At 71.2% G+C, this 16541-nt stretch carries 10 protein-coding genes, 1 pseudogene and 1 riboswitch; of the genes and pseudogenes, 8 read left to right on the top strand and 3 right to left on the bottom strand.

What is annotated here, in order from left to right:
• Positions 1 to 323: 323 nt before the first annotated feature.
• The gene (locus tag ACN27J_RS30570; protein ID WP_421371574.1) at positions 324 to 1250 is read left to right on the top strand and encodes a 2-hydroxyacid dehydrogenase; all 927 of its coding nucleotides are present in this window, start codon (positions 324 to 326) and stop codon (positions 1248 to 1250) included.
• 98 nt (positions 1251 to 1348) lie between these two features.
• Here the strand turns inward: ACN27J_RS30570 and ACN27J_RS30575 are convergent.
• Positions 1349 to 1708: pseudogene (locus tag ACN27J_RS30575) on the bottom strand (PH domain-containing protein); the annotation flags it as partial.
• 190 nt (positions 1709 to 1898) lie between these two features.
• Between ACN27J_RS30575 and ACN27J_RS30580 the strand changes: the two are divergent.
• On the top strand, positions 1899 to 4571 hold the full coding sequence (locus ACN27J_RS30580) for a putative bifunctional diguanylate cyclase/phosphodiesterase (protein ID WP_421371576.1): 2673 nt from the start codon (positions 1899 to 1901) through the stop codon (positions 4569 to 4571).
• A gap of 79 nt (positions 4572 to 4650) precedes the next feature.
• Here the strand turns inward: ACN27J_RS30580 and glyA are convergent, their stop codons facing one another.
• Together glyA and ACN27J_RS30590 are read right to left on the bottom strand one after the other, a co-directional pair.
• Positions 4651 to 5916 (bottom strand): serine hydroxymethyltransferase, encoded by a 1266-nt coding sequence (gene glyA, locus ACN27J_RS30585; RefSeq protein ID WP_278167686.1) that lies wholly within the window; start codon positions 5914 to 5916, stop codon positions 4651 to 4653.
• A gap of 67 nt (positions 5917 to 5983) precedes the next feature.
• A riboswitch (ZMP/ZTP riboswitch) is annotated at positions 5984 to 6068 on the bottom strand.
• 123 nt (positions 6069 to 6191) lie between these two features.
• Entirely contained in the window at positions 6192 to 7211 is a 1020-nt protein-coding gene (locus ACN27J_RS30590; RefSeq protein ID WP_421371578.1) for a LacI family DNA-binding transcriptional regulator, read from the bottom strand.
• A 366-nt stretch (positions 7212 to 7577) separates the two neighbouring features.
• Here ACN27J_RS30590 and ACN27J_RS30595 point away from each other — a divergent pair, with 366 nt between their 5' ends.
• The 6 genes from ACN27J_RS30595 to ACN27J_RS30620 all read left to right on the top strand — a co-directional run bounded on the left by ACN27J_RS30595 (position 7578) and on the right by ACN27J_RS30620 (position 16480).
• A complete protein-coding gene (locus ACN27J_RS30595) occupies positions 7578 to 8861 on the top strand; it encodes an ABC transporter substrate-binding protein (protein ID WP_421371580.1) in 1284 nt (427 codons plus the stop codon).
• Between the two features lie 124 nt (positions 8862 to 8985).
• The gene (locus tag ACN27J_RS30600) at positions 8986 to 9954 is read left to right on the top strand and encodes a carbohydrate ABC transporter permease (protein WP_421371582.1); all 969 of its coding nucleotides are present in this window, start codon (positions 8986 to 8988) and stop codon (positions 9952 to 9954) included.
• On the top strand, positions 9951 to 10808 hold the full coding sequence (locus ACN27J_RS30605; protein ID WP_421371585.1) for a carbohydrate ABC transporter permease: 858 nt from the start codon (positions 9951 to 9953) through the stop codon (positions 10806 to 10808). Before ACN27J_RS30600 ends, ACN27J_RS30605 begins: the two co-directional genes overlap by 4 nt.
• Positions 10809 to 10864: 56 nt before the next feature.
• Positions 10865 to 13399, top strand: a complete 2535-nt coding sequence (locus tag ACN27J_RS30610; RefSeq protein WP_421371587.1) for a glycoside hydrolase family 2 protein — start codon at positions 10865 to 10867, stop codon at positions 13397 to 13399.
• Positions 13396 to 14370 (top strand): ROK family protein, encoded by a 975-nt coding sequence (locus ACN27J_RS30615; RefSeq protein WP_421371590.1) that lies wholly within the window; start codon positions 13396 to 13398, stop codon positions 14368 to 14370. Before ACN27J_RS30610 ends, ACN27J_RS30615 begins: the two co-directional genes overlap by 4 nt.
• Before the next feature lie 34 nt (positions 14371 to 14404).
• Positions 14405 to 16480, top strand: coding sequence for a cellulase family glycosylhydrolase (locus ACN27J_RS30620; RefSeq protein ID WP_421371592.1), 2076 nt, complete (start codon positions 14405 to 14407; stop codon positions 16478 to 16480).
• The last annotated feature ends 61 nt before the right edge of the window (positions 16481 to 16541 follow it).

Genomic DNA, 16541 nt, shown 5'->3' on the forward strand with positions numbered 1-16541 from the left:
GTCCGAGATCATTGTTGATGGGTAACTGTCCATCGCTCCCTCCCCGAAGCGAGAGTCGGTAAGACGACGGTGGTAGTCGACGGAATGCGACCTGGTTTCACCTTGTCGCCCGTGTTCTCGCGTCGGTATCGCGATGCGTCGGGGCGCCAGGGATTTGAATACAAATATAGAACAATGCAGCATGATCGATAAAGTGCATTTTCGAACGAGTAACGTACTCGCAAGTAGGCATGTGTCCGTGTCTTGATCGACCTCGTACCGGATGATCATGTGATGTCCGGCCTGTGCGGGCCGGACCCGGAAGGCCCGCTATCGTCGGACCGGTGAAGGTCTGGATCCCCCACGAGCACGGCCGGCAACTGCTCGGCCGGCTGCCCGACGAGGTGACCGTCGAGGTCGCCGCCGACATCACCCAGCTGCCGTCCGACCCCGCCGGCGTGCGGTTCTGGGTGCCTCCGTTCCTGGCCCGGCCCGGAGCGGCGGAGCTGGCCGGCAAGATGCCGGACCTCCAGGTGGTGCAGTTGCTGTCCGCCGGTGCCGACGCCTGGGTGGGGCGGCTGCCGGAGCACTTGACGCTCTGCGACGCGCGCGGGGTGCACGACTCGTCGACGGCGGAGTGGATCGCCGCTGCGATCCTCACCCACGTCCGCGACTTCGCCGGCTTCATCCGGGCGCAGACCCGTCGAGAATGGTCGTACGAGCGGTTCGCCCCGACCGACGAGCTGGCCGGCAAACGGGTCCTCATCGTCGGCGCGGGATCGATCGGTGCCGCGCTGCGTGCCCGGCTGACCCCGTTCGAGGTGGAGTTCACGCTGGTGGCCCGGACCGCCCGGCCGGCCGAACAGGTGCACGGCGTCGACGAGCTGCCCGCCCTGTTGCCGTACGCCGACATCGTGGTGCTGATCGTGCCGCTGACCGACCGGACCCGGGGGATGGTCGACGCGGCCGCGCTGGCCGCGATGCGCGACGGTGCGCTGCTGGTCAACGCCGCCCGCGGCCCGGTGGTCGATACGGCAGCGCTCACCGCGGAGCTGTCCACCGGCCGGATCTGCGCCGTACTCGACGTGACCGACCCCGAACCGCTGCCCGCAGACCATCCGCTATGGATGTTGCCGAACGTGGTGATCAGTCCACACATCGCCGGGTCGGTACGCGGTCTGCTGCCTCGCGCGTACGCCCTGGCGGGTCGGCAGGTCACCCGGCTGGCCGCGGGCGAGCCGTTGGACAACGTCGTGGTGGACGGCTATTGAGTCGGCGGCGTGGCCGGTTCGTCGGTCGCGTCGGTCGCCGGAGCCGCCGGGTTGAGTGGGGTCGGCGGGTTGAGCGGGGTCGGCGGAGTCGCCGGGTCGAGCGGTTGCCCGCTGGCGGCGATCAGCCGGGGCAGGTCGTCGGCCCGTACGGCGGGCAGCCGTACCCGCTCGCCGTCGGTGAGCAGCGCCACCGCCCGGCCCTGCGGGTCGGCCGCCAGCTCGGCCACCCGCGACCAGCCGATCCGGCGCTGGCCGATCAGCGCCCGCACCCGGAGCCCGGCCGGGTCGGCATCGGTTCCGGAGCGGACCGCCCAGATCGCGATCGCCAGCGGCAGCAGCAGGACCGGCAGCAGATACCAGCGGGCACCGGCCAGCGGCAGCGACCCGACGAACGCGATCACCGCCGCCAGCATGATCGCCTGGTGCGGCCGGAACCGGACAGTTACCCTGCGACTCATCCGACAATCCTGGCATCCGGCCGGTGGGTGTCGGCTGCCGGGTAGGTCGGGCGGCGCCGGTGCGGAAACCCGACGGAAATCTCCGGTGACCGCCCCGTAACCCGGCGCCGGACTGGTTCGTTGTGACCGGCACAGAGGGCCGACCCGGCCCGGCTGTGCCCCGACCCCTTCCGTGGAGGCGACGGCCACCGTGCCTGAGGCGTTCCCCGAACCATCCCGTACCCGTCCCCGCCCCCATCGGGCCCAACCCCCCGGCTGGACCCTGCCCGCACCGGCCGGCGCCGCCGCGCTGCTGCTGGCCGCCGGCGCGGCCGGCCTGCTGACCGCCCCCGTCGCGGTGCTCGGCGCGGTGCTGTTCGGCGTTGGCATGCCCGGTTTACGGCTGTCGCGGATGGCCGTCACCGCGCACGCCCGTAGCGGCGACCTCCGGGACTGTCGCGGAGCCGGCCTGCTCGCCGTGACCAGCGTCGGCGGCGCCACCGCGGTCTGCGTCGCCGCCTTCAGCCCGGCGGCGGCCCGGACCGGCCTGGCGCTCAGCGGGCTCATCCTCGCCCTGGCCGGTCACCTTGCGGCGATTCTGCTGCTGCCGGGCGTCGCCGAGACCTGGCGGCTGCGGCTGCGGCGGGTGGTCGACGGGCTGAGCCTGGGGATCAGCCTGATCTTCGCCGGCTGGCTGCTGTCGCCGGTCGACACCGTGCCGTCGGCCGTGCTCTTCGTCGAGCTGAGCGTGATCGGGGCCGGGGCGATCATCGCGGTCACCGCCCTGGCGGTACGGCGGCAGCGTCCGTCGGTGCTGTACTGTGCCGGCGGCTCCGGCGCGGTGCTCATCGGGCTGGCCGCCCCGACGGTCTGTTTCGCGTACGGCACTGCGGGCTGGCTCTGGTGTCTGGCGATGGCCCCGGCGGTCGGCGGCATGCTGTTGCTGGTCATCGGTGCGCAGCGGGCGCAGCGCGCGGGCTCGCAGCCGGTCACTCCGGTGCGCGGCCGGCTCGCCGCGTATCCACTGGTGACGGTTCCGGCGGTGGTGGCCGCGCTGGCGGCCGTATACCACGTGGCGACCCAGGGATCGTTCGACCGTACGTCGGTCCTGCTCGGCCTCGCGGTGATCCCGACGCTGGTGGTCCGGGAGATGATGGCCGCGGCCGACGTGCGGTCCTACGCCAGGCGGCTGAGCATTCAGGAGGCGCACTTCCGGTCGTTGGTCTCCGGCGGCAACGATCTCACCCTGACCCTCGGCGATGACCTGCGGGTGCGGTGGCAGTCACCGGCCGCCGCGCGGCTGTTCGGGCTGGCCGACGCGCAGGTGCTCGGCCGGCCGTTCATCGAGCTGATGCATCCGGAGGACGTCCCCGAGGTGATCACGGTGCTGACCGGCGTGGTGACCGGCCGGCTGGTACCGACCAGTCGGACCCCGCTGGTCACCGCCCGGCTGCGGGACGGCCACGGTCGGTGGCGGGACACCGAGTCCACCGTGTCCGACCAGCGGACGGTGCCCGAGGTCGGAGCGCTCGTGGTGCATGTGCGCGACGTGGGGGAGCGGGTGCACCTGGAGCGGCGACTGTACAAGCTCGGCTTCACCGACCAGCTGACCGGGTTGGCGAACCGCCGGGAGCTGATGCGCCAGATCGCCAACCAGCGGGACCTGCCCGGCCACCCCGGTGCGTTGCTGATCATCGACCTGCACGGGCTGGTCGGCGTCAACGAGCAGTACGGGCGGGAGGTCAGCGACGCGGTGCTGGTCGAGGTGGGGCGGCGGCTGCGGGACACGGTGGAGCCGGACGACGTGGTCGCCCGGCTCAGCGGCGACGAGTTCGCGGTGATCACCGTCGCCGGCCCGATGCTGGCGTACGGAACCGGGGCGCGGCTGGTCGCGGCGCTGCGCGAGCCGTGCCAGCTGCCCGGCGCGGTGGTTGCGCTGCAGACCAGCATCGGCATGGCCGAAGTGGCCGGCGGCGCCGGGGCGGACGATGTGCTGCGCCGGGCGGACCTGGCCCGCCGCCGGGCCCGCCAGCTCGGTCGCAACCGGGTCGAGTGGTACGACTCCTACCTGGAGGAACAGCTGGTCCGGCGGCTGGACCTGGAGCGGGAGCTGCCGGGCGCGGCCGAGCGGGGCGAGTTGGACGTGGTGTACCAGCCGGTGGTGGACCTGGTCGACGGCAAACCGGTGGGGGTCGAGGCGCTGCTGCGCTGGCGCAGCCCGGTGCTCGGCACGGTGCTGCCGGCCGAGTTGCTCGCCGTGGCCCGGGAACTGTCGCTGCTGGGCCACATCGGCCGGTGGGCGCGGGCCACCGCCTGCCGGCAGTTGGCGTCCTGGTCACGGGAGGGGCACGGGCTGTGGCTGTCGGTCAACGTCGCCCCGGCAGAGTTGGCCGCGACCACCTTCGTGGCCGACCTGATGGCCATGCTGGCCGCACAGGGCATCGGGCCGGAGCGGCTCGTCGTCGAGGTGGCCGAGTCGCTGGTCGCCGAGGAGCTGGCGGCTGCCGAGAATCCGCAGATCCTCGCGCAGTTGGCGAACCTGCGGGCGCACGGGGTGCGGATCGCGTTGGACGACTTCGGCGCCGGCCAGGCGTCGATCGCCCAGCTGCGGCGGCTGCCGCTGGACGTCGTCAAGATCGACCGGTCGCTGGTCGCCGGCGCCGGTGCCGGCCCGGACAGTGTCCACCCGATGCTGGAAGCGGTGGCTGGGCTGGGCCGGCGGTTCGGGCTGGAGATCGTCGCCGAGGGGCTGGAGACGGACGGTCAGGTGAGCCAGGCGCAGGGGGCCGGCTGCCGGTTCGGTCAGGGGTACGCCCTGGCCCGCCCCGCACCTGCGGAGCGGACCGAGGCGTACATCGCCGACTTCCCCACCCCGTCGCACTGACCCGGACGGCCGCAGACCAGGCGCGGGTGGGAGCAGGTCAGGCGCGGGTGGGCGCAGATCGGGCGGCGATCGGCGCAGGTCAGGCGGCGTAGCCGGGCATCGGGTAGCCGGCCAGCAGGTCGGCTACCTCCCCGGCGATCTGGTCGAGGGCGGCACCGTCGTCCTTGACCGCTGCGGTCACCGCGTCGTCCAGCCAGGCGGCGACCTGTGGCATCTGCGCCTCGGTCAGGCCGCGGGTGGTCAGCGCGGCGGTGCCCAGCCGGATGCCGGACGGGTCGAACGGCTTGCGTGGGTCGTACGGCACCGTGTTGTAGTTCAGCTCGATCCCGGCCCGGTCCAGCGCCTGCGCGGCCGGCTTGCCACCGACGCCCTTGCCGGTCAGGTCGGCCAGGATCAGGTGGTTGTCGGTGCCGCCGGAGATCAGCTCGAAGCCCCGGTCGACCAGCGCGGCGGCGAGCGCCTTCGCGTTGGCGACCACCTGGTGGGCGTACCGGCGGAAGTCGTCGGTGTCGGCCTCGCGCAACGCGACGGCGATGCCGGCGGTGGTGTGGTTGTGCGGGCCGCCCTGCAGGCCGGGGAAGACTGCCTTGTCGATCGCGGCGGCGTGCTGTTCGGTGGTGAGGATCATCGCGCCGCGCGGGCCGCGCAGCGTCTTGTGGGTGGTGGTGGTGACCACGTCGGCGTGGCCGATCGGCGAGGGGTGCGCGCCGCCGGCGACCAGGCCGGCGATGTGCGCGATGTCCGCGACGAGCACCGCGCCGATCTCCCGGGCGATCTCGGCGAAGGCCGGGAAGTCGATGGTCCGCGGCACCGCCGTACCGCCGCAGAAGATCACCTTCGGCCGTTCGCGGCGGGCCAGGTCACGTACCTCGTCGAAGTCGATCCGGCCGGTGTCGCGGGAGACGTTGTAGCGGACCGAGTTGAACCACTTGCCGGTGGCCGACACCGACCAGCCGTGGGTGAGGTGCCCGCCCATCGGCAGCGACATCCCCAGCACGGTGTCGCCGGGGGAGAGAAAGGCGAGGTACACGGCGAGGTTGGCGGGGGAGCCCGAGTACGGCTGGACGTTGGCGTGGGCCGCCCCGAACAGCGTCTTGGCCCGCTCGACGGCGAGCGTCTCGATCGGGTCGACGAACTGCTGGCCCTCGTAGTAGCGCCGGCCCGGGTAGCCCTCGGAGTACTTGTTGGTCAGCACTGTGCCGCTGGCCTCCAGCACGGCGGCGGAGACGTAGTTCTCCGAGGCGATCATGCGCAGCTTGTCGTGCTGGCGGCGGGCCTCACCCTCGACGAGGGCGGCGAGCTCAGGATCGGTGGCGGTCAGTTGCGGGATCTGCGGTACGTGCACGGCGTGCCCTCCTGGGGTCGGGCGGCTCCGCCGGCCGGGGACATCCCCGGACATGACGGTGCCGTCGACGGTGCACCCAGGCGCGCGGCGCACGTCGATGGTCGCTCCCCGGTGGTCGGTTCCACCTTCGCTGCGCCAGTCACGTGACCGGTCCGAGCATAACCCGCGGTGGTCGGCGGGTCGGGGTGGACCCGACGGTACGCAGTGAGATTCGCGGTTTTCGCACCGTTTAACGCTCCGGAAACTTAATCGGTTCACTGGCCGGCCACGGCAGGTCAGCCGGCGCGTGGCGGTGCGGTGCTGCCACGCGGGGTCAGGTGCGGCGTCTCGTCCTGGTACGCCTGCGTCGGCTCACCGGCGATCGTCGCCAGCAGCTGCCGCGCGGCGTGCGCACCGTACGCCGGGATGTCGCGGCCCAGCGCGGTCAACGGCGGATGCACCAGGCGGCACAGCGGCGAGTCGTCCCAGGCAACGATCGACAGGTCGCCCGGCACGGCCAGCCCCATCTCCTGGGCCACCGCCAGGCCGGCGATCGCCATCACGTCGTTGTCGTAGATCACCGCGGTGGGGCGGGCCGCGGTGCTGATCAGCCGCCGGGTGGCCCGGGCACCCTCCTCGCCGGTGTAGTCGGACGGCACCGTGACGCACTGGTCCAGACCCAGCCGGCGGCAGACGTCGGTGAACGCGCCCGCGCGGATCTCGGTGTGCAGCAGGCCGGGCAGGCCACCGATGCGGGCGATCCGGCGGTGACCCATCGCGACCAGGTACTCGACCGTCTCGACCAGGGCCGACGCGTCGTCGGACCAGATACTCGGCAGCGAGCCGGTGTGCCCGGGGCCACCGATCACCACCGCCGGCAGCTGCAGCGACTCCAGCGCCGGCACCCGGTCGTCGTCGAGCCGCAGGTCGCAGAGGAACACGCCGTCCACCCGGCGCTCACCCCACCAGCGCCGGTAGACCGCGATCTCGGCCTCGGTGTCGGCCACCACCTGCAGGGTCAGTGCGTACGACCGGGCGGACAGTTCGGCCTCGACGCCGCTGATCAGCTCCATGAAGAACGGCTCGATGCCGAGGATCCGGGCCGGGCGGCTCAGCGCCAGGCCGACGGCGTTGGCGGTGGCCCCGGACAGGGCGCGGGCGGCGCTGTTGGGGTTGAACCCGATCTCGGCGGCGATGGCGAGGATCCGCTGCCGGGTCGCCTCGGAGACCCCTGGCTGGCCGTTGAGCGCGTACGAGACCGCGCCCTTGGAAACGCCTGCTCGGCGGGCGATGTCGGCGATGGTCGGCCGTTTCACCGGCGGCGCTCCTTCTGGCTCGTTTCTGCTGGTCAGGGCGGTGCACCAGGCGGTGCGCCGAGCCGGGTGGTGGGCGGTGCGGTGGGTGGGTTCCGCTGGCCTTGCCCGGTTAAGTCTGCTGCCCGAAACGATATCCGGCGGCGGCTGGGCGCGGCGGCCGCCCCGCCGCCGGTGCGCAGAGTGCACCGGTGAGCTCTCTACCAAACACGATGGTGGCGTGACCGGGGTCACCAAGGTTACGGGTTGGCCACGGCGTTAATCCGCCATTGACACGTGCCGGGGCCACTCGTACCGTGGCCTCACTTATCCGGTTCAGTCGACGTTCCTCGATGTTGGGAGCGTTTCCAATTGTGTTCGGAGGATGGGATGAAGCGGCGTTGGACCCCTTGGACGCGTACGGCGGCGGCGGTCGGCGCCGCCGGCGCGTTGCTGATCGCCGGCTGCAGTGGCGAACCCGGCGGCGGCAGCGACGACGACGGCACTACCCTGACCATCGCGTACTGGGGCGACTTCGGCCTCGACGACCTCAAGGCCGAGTACGAGGCGGAGTACCCGGGCGTGCGGATCAACCTCAACTCCGGTGAGTACAACGCCCAGCACGAGGACCTGCAGAAGAAGCTGATCGCCGGGTCCGGCGCCGCCGACATCGCCGCCATCGACGAGGGTTTCGTCGTCCAGTTCCGCGAGCAGGCCGACAAGTTCGTCAACCTGCTGGACAAGGGCGCCGGCCAGTACGAGGAACGCTACCTCGACTGGAAGTGGCAGCAGACCCTGTCCGCCGACGGGGCCACCCAGATCGGCCTCGGCACCGACGTCGGCGGGCTGGCCATGTGCTACCGCACTGACCTGTTCGAGGCGGCCGGGCTGCCGACCGACCGGGATGAGGTCTCCGCCCTCTGGCCCGACTGGGAGTCGTTCGTCGCCACCGGCGAGGAGTACGTCGCGGCCAGCGGCAAGAAGTTCGTCGACTCGGCCACCAACATCTTCAACCCGGTGCTCGGCCAGCAGCCGGTCGGCCTCTTCGACACCAGCGACAACCTGGCCATGGAAGGCGGTCCGAAGGTCGCCTTCGACACCGCCGCCGCCGTCGTCGGCGCCGGACTGTCGGCCAACCTCGCCGCCTTCTCACCGGAGTGGAACAACGGCTTCGTCAACGGCGACTTCGCCGTGCTGGCCTGCCCGGCGTGGATGATGGGCCACATCCAGAACACCGCCCCCGACACCGCCGGCAAGTGGGACGTGGCGGCCATCCCCGGTGGCGGCGGCAACTGGGGCGGCTCCTTCCTGACCATCCCCGCGCAGGGTGAGAACGTCGACGAGGCGTACAAGTTTCTGGAGTGGCTGATCCAGCCCGAGCAGCAGATCGAGATCTTCAAGAAGGTCGGCAACCTGCCGTCGCAGCCGGCGCTCTACGAGGACCCGGCGATCGTCGAGTTCTCCAACCCGTTCTTCAACGACGCGCCGGTCGGCCAGATCTTCTCCGCGACCGCGGCCAACCTCACCCCGCAGTACCTCGGCCGCAAGAACGGTCCGGTCCGGGTCGCGGTGGAGAACGTCCTCAACCGGCTGCAGAGCGGTGACCTGGAAGGCAAGCCTGACGAGGCGTGGACGGAAGCCATCGCGGAAGCCGAAAAGGCGACGAACGCGTAACCGCTCGCGGGCCGCGAGCCGCGCGGGCGGGGGTGGGTCTCCGGCGGGAACCAAAACCGGGTCGGACGCCCACCCCCGCCACGCTGCGGGCCGGCCGTCGCACGGCTGAATCTGGAGGCAATCCATGTCCGCAACCCGCGCCGCACCACCAGCACCGCCACCCGACCCGACCTGGCGTAACCGGATGCACCGCTTCGACATGCGGTACATGCCGTACATCCTGATCTCCCCGTTCTTCCTCCTCTTCATCGCCTTCGGACTCTTCCCGATCATCTTCAACGGCGTGGTGGCGCTGCGGCACTGGCGGCTGGACAACGCCGACCTGACCGGCTGGGCCGGGCTGGCGAACTTCCGGCGGCTGTTCACCGACGACAGCTTCTGGAACGCGCTGTACAACACGTTCGGCATCTTCCTGCTCTCCACCGTGCCGCAGCTGTTCCTGGCCCTGATCATCGCGTCGCTGCTGAACCGCAAGCTGCGGGCGCAGACCTGGTTCCGGGTCGGCATCCTGCTGCCGTACATCACCCCGATCACCGCGTCGACGCTGCTGTTCGCGGTCTTCTTCGCCCGCGACTTCGGCATCGCCAACTGGGTGCTCGACGTACTGAACCTGCGCGGCGAGGCGCCGATCGACTGGCGGTCCAGCAAGGCCGCGTCGTGGGTCGCCATCGCCACCATGGTCAACTGGAAATGGATCGGCTACAACGCGCTGATCTACCTGGCCGCGATGCAGTCGATCCCGCGCGACATCTACGAGGCGGCCGCGGTCGACGGCGCCGGCCCGTGGCGGCAGCTCTGGCGGATCACCGTACCGATGATCCGACCGGTGGTGGTCTTCACCGTGATCCTGTCCACCATCGGCGGGCTGCAACTGTTCACCGAGCCGATGCTGTTCGAGCAGAACTCGCAGGCCGCCACCGGCGGGTCCAACGGCCAGTTCCAGACCATCGCCCAGCTGATCTACAAGGTCGGCTGGAAGGACCTCAACCTCGGGTACGCCGCCGCGATGTCCTGGGCGCTGTTCCTGATCATCGTGATCATCGCGGTCGTCAACGCGCTGGTCGCCAACCGGCTGGGCGGAGGCCGTAGATGAGCGCCAGCAACGTCGGCCGAGCCCCGGCGAGTACGCCGGGCAGCTTCTGGACCTACCTGTTCCTCAGCCTGGTCATCCTGTTCTCCGCGTTCCCGCTCTACTGGATGGTGGTGATCGCCAGCGGCACCGACGCCGACCTGGCGAAGATCCCGCCGCAGCTGCTGCCCGGCGGCCAACTGCTCAACAACGTCAACGAGGTCTTCACCCTCAAAAACGTCTACTTCGTCCAGTCGTTGGGCAACAGCTTTGTCGTCTCGTCGATCGTGACGTTCTCGGTGCTGTTCTTCTGCTCGCTGGCCGGCTTCGCCTTCGCCAAGCTGCGGTTCGCCGGCCGCAACGCGCTGATGGTCGTCGTGGTGCTGACCCTCACCGTGCCCAACCAGCTGGGTGTGGTCGCCCTCTACATCCTGATGGGCGAACTCGGCTGGAACGGCACCCTGGTCGCGGTCATCGTGCCCGGCCTGGTCACCGCGTTCGGCGTGTTCTACATGCGGCAGTTCATCCTCGAAGCGGTGCCCGACGAGCTGATCGAGGCCGGTCGGATCGACGGTGCCACCACCCTGCGGATCTACTGGAGCGTGGTGCTGCCGGCGATCCGCCCGGCGATGGCCGTGCTCGGCCTGCTCACCTTCGTGGCCACCTGGAACGACTTCCAGTGGCCGCTGATCACCCTCGGCGGCACCTACTACCCGACGTCGATGGTGGCCCTGTCCGACCTGGCCAGCGGCAACTACGTGCTCTACCGGCGGGTGCTCGCCGGTGCGTTCGTGGCGACCATCCCGCTGTTGATCATGCTCTTCATCGGCGGTCGGCAGATCGTCCGGGGAATCATGGAAGGCGCCGTCAAGAACTGACCGACCTGGAACCCGTACCGTGGCCCAGTCCCGCTCCAGCGCTAGTGAGGTATGGCATGAACTCCGTACGACCGCTCCACGAGGGCTGGACCGTACGACCCGCCGACGGGTCCGACGTACCCGACGGCGTCGGCGACCGCAGCGTCCCCGCGGCCGTACCCGGCTGCGTCCACACCGACCTGCTCGCCGCCGGTCTGATCCCCGACCCCTACCTCGACGACAACGAGAACCGGTTGTCGTGGATCGGCCGGACCGACTGGGTCTACGAGACCACATTCGACTGGGTCGACCCGGGTGATCCCCGGGTCGACCTGGTCTGCGCCGGCCTGGACACCGTCGCCACCGTCACCCTCAACGACGTCGAACTGGGCCGCACCGCCAACATGCACCGCGGCTACCGGTTCGACGCCCGCGCGGCGCTGCACCCCGGGCGCAACACCCTGCGGGTGCGGTTCGACTCCGCGTACCGACACGCCGAAGCGGTCCGCGACCGGCTCGGCGACCGGCCCAACGCCTACCCGGAACCGTTCAACTTCATCCGCAAGATGGCCTGCAACTTCGGCTGGGACTGGGGCCCCAACCTGGTCACCGCCGGGATCTGGCAGGAGATCGGTCTGCACGCCTGGGCCGTCGCCCGGCTGGCCAGCGTCCGCCCGCTGGTCACCGTCGACCACACCAGCGGTACGGCCAGCGGGTCGGCCGGTGACGATGGGCCCGGCGGTGGTGTGCCCGGCGGTGTCACCGGCCGGGTCGAGGTGCACGTCGACGTCGACCGCGCCGACGGTGCCGACGCCCCGCTGACCGTGGTCGCCACCGTCGCCGGGGCCCGCGCCGAAGCGGTCGTCCCGGCCGGGCAGCGCAGCGCCGTCGTCACCCTCACCGTCGCCGAGCCCGAGCTGTGGTGGCCCCGGGGGTACGGCGAACCCGCCCGACACGCACTCGACGTCACGCTGCACCGGGCCGACGGCAGCACACTCGACACCTGGCAGCGGCACATCGGCTTCCGGTCGGTCCGCCTGGACACCACCGCCGACCCCGCCGGCAGCGCGTTCACCCTGGTCGTCAACGAGATGCCGGTCTTCGTCCGGGGCGTCAACTGGATCCCCGACGACGCGTTCCCCACCCGCGTCGACCGGGCCCGCTACGCCCACCGCTTCGGCCAGGCCGTCGACGCCGGCGTCAACTTCCTGCGGATCTGGGGCGGCGGGCGCTACGAGTCGGAGGACTTCTACGACCTCGCTGACGAGCTGGGCCTGCTCGTCGGGCAGGACTTCCTGTTCGCCTGCGCCGCGTACCCGGAAGAGGAGCCGATCGCCAGCGAGGTCGCCGCGGAGGCCCGCTACCAGGTCGCCCGGCTCACCCCGCACCCCAGCCTGGTGCTGTGGACCGGCAACAACGAGAACATCTGGGGCTGGCACGACTGGGGTTGGCAGGAGGTCCTCGACGGACGCAGCTGGGGGCTCGGCTACTACCTCGACGTGCTGCCCGGCATCGTCGCCGAACTCGACCCGACCCGCCCGTACTGGCCGGGCAGCCCCTACTCCGGCCGCGACGACCTGCACCCCAACGACCCGGCGCACGGCACCATGCACATCTGGGACGTGTGGAACACCGACGACTACCTGAAGTACCGGCAGTACGTGCCCCGGTTCCTCGCCGAGTTCGGCTACCAGGGGCCACCCGCGTACGCCACCCTGCGCCGGGCGATCAGTGATGACCCGCTCGCGTCGGACTCGCCCGGCATGGCCCACCACCAGAAAGCCGCCGACGGCGACCTGAAACTGCGACGCGGCCTCGACGCGCACCTGCCCGCGCCACGCGACTTCGACGACTGGCACTACCTGACCCAGCTCAACCAGGCGCGGGCGATCGCCGTCGGGGTGCGGCACTTCCGCTCCCACCGGGGCATCTGCATGGGCACCATCCTGTGGCAGCTCAACGACTGCTGGCCGGTCACCTCGTGGGCCGCCGTCGACGGTGACGGCCGGCGCAAACCCCTGTGGTACGCGCTGCGCGACGCCTACGCCGACCGGCTGCTCACCATCGAACCCCGCGACGGCGGGCTCGCCCTGGTCGTGGTCAACGACACCGGCGTCGACTGGCACCCGCAGACCGACGTCACCCGGCTCACCCTGGCCGGTGAGCCACTGGCCAAGATCGGCTACCAGCTGGCCGTACCGGCCCACTCGGCGATTACCGTGCCGCTCTACCCCGACCTGGCCGCCACCGACGACCCGCGCCGTGAGCTGCTGCTCGCCAACACGGCCGGGCAGCGGGCCTGGTGGTTCTTCGCCGAGGACAACGAGGTCGACTACCCGGCGGCCGGGTACGAAGCGGCGGTCGAACCGACCGACGGCGGGCTGCGGGTCACCGTCACCGCCCGGACCGTCCTGCGTGACCTGACCCTCTACCCGGACCGACTCGACCCGGCCGCCGAAGTGGACCGGGCACTGGTCACCCTGCTGCCCGGCGAGTCGACGGAGTTCGTGGTCCGCACCGGCGTCGACCTCGACCCGGCGGCCCTGACCAGCCGGCCGGTGCTGCGCTGCGTCAACGACATCATCAACGACATCCCGGCGGCCGGCGCATGACGGCCGGCCCGGCGAGCGCCGGCCCGGTGGCGGCCGACCGCGCCCCCGGCCCGGTTCTCGCGATCGACGTGGGCGGCACCAAGCTGGCCGCCGCCGTCGTCGAACCTGACGGCACCATTGCCGTGCAGGGCGCGGTGCCGACCCCGGCCGGCGGGGACACCGCGACGGTCACCGCCGCCCTGCACCGGGTGGTCCGCCAGGTCGTCGGCGACCGGGACCCGGCCACGCTGACCGCGCTCGGCGTCGGCTCGGCCGGCCCGCTCGACCCGGCCGCCGGCACCGTCAGCCCGATCAACATCCACGCGTGGCGGGACTTCGGCATCCTCGATTCGCTGCGGCCGCTGCTGCCCGGTCGGCCGGCGGTGCTCGCCGGCGACGGGCACTGCATGGCGCTCGGCGAACACTGGCTCGGCGGCTACCCCGGCCGCGCCCTGCTCGGCATGGTGGTTTCCACCGGCGTCGGCGGCGGACTTGTCATCGACGGCCGGGTCCACCCGGGCGGCAGCGGCAACGCCGGCCATATCGGACACATTGTGGTGGACATGACCGGACCGCCCTGCCCCTGCGGTGGGCGCGGCTGTGTCGAGGCGATCGCCAGCGGTCCGGCGATGGTCCGCTGGGCCGTCGACCAGGGCTGGACGCCGGGGGACCGGCCGGGCGACGCCCGTACCCTCGCCGAGGACGCCCGGGCCGGCGTACCGCTCGCCGTCGCCGCCTTCCGGCGCGGCGCGACCGCGCTGGCCGCCGCGGTGGTCTCCGCCACCGCGCTGATCGACCTCGACGACGTCGTCATCGGCGGCGGGGTGGCCGCCGCCGGTGACCTGCTCTTCGCTCCGCTGCGCGCGGCCGTAGCGGAGCTGGCCGGGCTCGACTTCGTCCGTCGGGTCCGGATCCACACCAGCAGCCTCGGCAACGACGCGGGGCTGCTCGGTGCCGCCGCACTCGCCCTGGAGGCCGCCGCGCGTCAGTGACCTCCACCGCTCCACGGTCAAGGAGAACCCCGTAATGCGCCCACGCTCCGCCGGCCTGCTGCTGGCACTGGCCGGACTGCTGCTGACCGCAGCGGCAGTCCCGGCCCAGGCCGCACCGCCGTCCCACCATTCCGGTCATCCCGGTCATCCCGGTCATCCCGGTCACCCCGGTCATCCCGGTCATCCCGGTCACCCCGGTCATCCCGGTACGCCTGGTCCGCCGACCGCCGGATTCGTCACCCGGCACGGCGACGACCTCACACTCGACGGCCGGAAGTTCCGGTTCGCCGGCAGCAACAACTACTACCTGATGTACAAGTCGCCGACGATGGTCGACGACGTCTTCGCCGACGCGAAGGCAGCCGGGTTCACCGTGCTGCGTACCTGGGGATTCCTCGACATCGGCAACGCCGACGGCTCCGACTCGGTCGCCGGCCCCGCCGACGGGGTCTACTTCCAGTACTTCGACGGCGAACGGCCGGCGTACAACGACGGCCCGGACGGCCTGCAACGCCTCGACTACGTCCTCGCCGCCGCCCGCGACGCCGGCATCAAACTGGTGATCCCACTGACCAACAACTGGCGCGACTTCGGCGGCATGGACCAGTACGTACGCTGGCGCGGTGGGCAGTACCACGACGACTTCTACACCGACCCGGTGATCCGCGGCTGGTACAAGGACTGGATCAGCCATGTGCTGAACCGCACCAACACCATCACCGGGGTCAAGTACCGCGACGATCCGACGGTGATGACCTGGGAACTGGGCAACGAGCCGCGCTGCAAGGGCTCCGGCGTCTACCCGCCGTCACCGGACTGCACCACCGACACGCTCACCGCCTGGGCCGACGAGATGACCCGGCATGTCAAGTCGATCGCGCACCGGCAACTGGTCAGCGTCGGCGACGAGGGCTTCTTCTGCGACGATCCGACCAGCGCCGACTGGACCACCAACTGCGGCGAAGGGGTGGACAGCGTCGCGTTGAGCAAGCTGCCCGCCGTCGACGTCGTCTCCTACCACCTCTACCCGGACCACTGGGGCAAGGACGCCGCCTGGGGCACCGAGTGGATCACCCGGCACGCCCACGAGGCGAAGAAGGTTCGCAAGCCGGTGATGCTCGGCGAGTTCGGCATCCACGACAAGTCGACCCGCAACGTCGTCTACCGGGACTGGACCGACGCGGCGATCGCCGGTGACACCAGCGGGTTCCTCTACTGGATCCTCTCCGGTGTGCAGGACGACGGCAGCCGCTACCCGGACTACGACGGCTACACCGTCTACTGCCCCAGCCCGGTCTGCACCACGCTGTCCAACGCGGGCGCGGCGGTGCGCGGTGACAAGCGGCCGTGGCCGCCGGTCGCCGACCACGACACCACCACCGTCGAGTTCGGCCAGGTCGCGACGCTGCGGCCGGCGGCCAACGACATCGCCTGGCGGGGTACGGTGCGAGCCGCCACCATCGACCTGGACCCGACGGAACGCGGCCAGCAGAAGCAGGTCAGTGTCGAGGGCGGGGAGTTCGCGCTCGGCGGCGACGGTGCGGTGACCTTCACCCCGGCGGACGGCTTCGCCGGCCGGGCCACCGCCCACTACCAGGTGTGGGACCGGGCCTGGCGCGCCTCCAACGTCGCTGACCTGGTTGTCACCGTCAAACCCGACCCGGCCGGGGTGCAGACGCTGTTCTCGTTCGAGACCGGCACCGACGGGTGGGGACCGCCGTCGTGGGAGCCGGGCGTCGGCAGCGTCGCCCAGTCGGACGCGTTCGCCACCGACGGGGTGTACGGGCTGCGCGTCGACTCGGTCACCGGCGGCTGGTTCGGCACGTCGTTCGCCGAACCGGTGGACCTGTCCGGCCGGGTGACCCTCAAGTACGACCTGCGTACCGACCCGTCGGTGGGCACCAACGCGGCGATCGCCGTGCAGACCGGGCCCAGCTACACCTGGTGCCAGTCCACGTTCACCTGGCTGAACCAGGACTGGACCGGCACCGCCGAGATCGACCTGCTGACCGAGATGTCCTGTGACGCCGAGGCGCTCGCTGACGTGCGCGAGTTCTACGTCTACGTCAACCCCGGCAGCGTGCACATCGACAACATCCGGGTCGAGTAGGACGGCGCGGTCACCGGTACGCGTCGAGCCCCGGCCCCCGTCGGCGTGGGGCCGGGGCTCG

It is taken from the genome of Solwaraspora sp. WMMB762 (assembly GCF_049179115.1).
Taxonomy (GTDB): domain Bacteria; phylum Actinomycetota; class Actinomycetes; order Mycobacteriales; family Micromonosporaceae; genus Micromonospora_E.

Bases quoted from the DNA above. Each gene is read 5' to 3' on its own strand.
- ACN27J_RS30605 (WP_421371585.1), top strand. From the start codon at position 9,951: ATGAGCGCCAGCAACGTCGGCCGAGCCCCGGCGAGTACGCCGGGCAGC.
- ACN27J_RS30620 (WP_421371592.1), top strand. From the start codon at position 14,405: ATGCGCCCACGCTCCGCCGGCCTGCTGCTGGCACTGGCCGGACTGCTG.
- ACN27J_RS30600 (WP_421371582.1), top strand. From the start codon at position 8,986: ATGTCCGCAACCCGCGCCGCACCACCAGCACCGCCACCCGACCCGACC.
- ACN27J_RS30610 (WP_421371587.1), top strand. From the start codon at position 10,865: ATGAACTCCGTACGACCGCTCCACGAGGGCTGGACCGTACGACCCGCC.
- ACN27J_RS30615 (WP_421371590.1), top strand. From the start codon at position 13,396: ATGACGGCCGGCCCGGCGAGCGCCGGCCCGGTGGCGGCCGACCGCGCC.
- ACN27J_RS30595 (WP_421371580.1), top strand. From the start codon at position 7,578: ATGAAGCGGCGTTGGACCCCTTGGACGCGTACGGCGGCGGCGGTCGGC.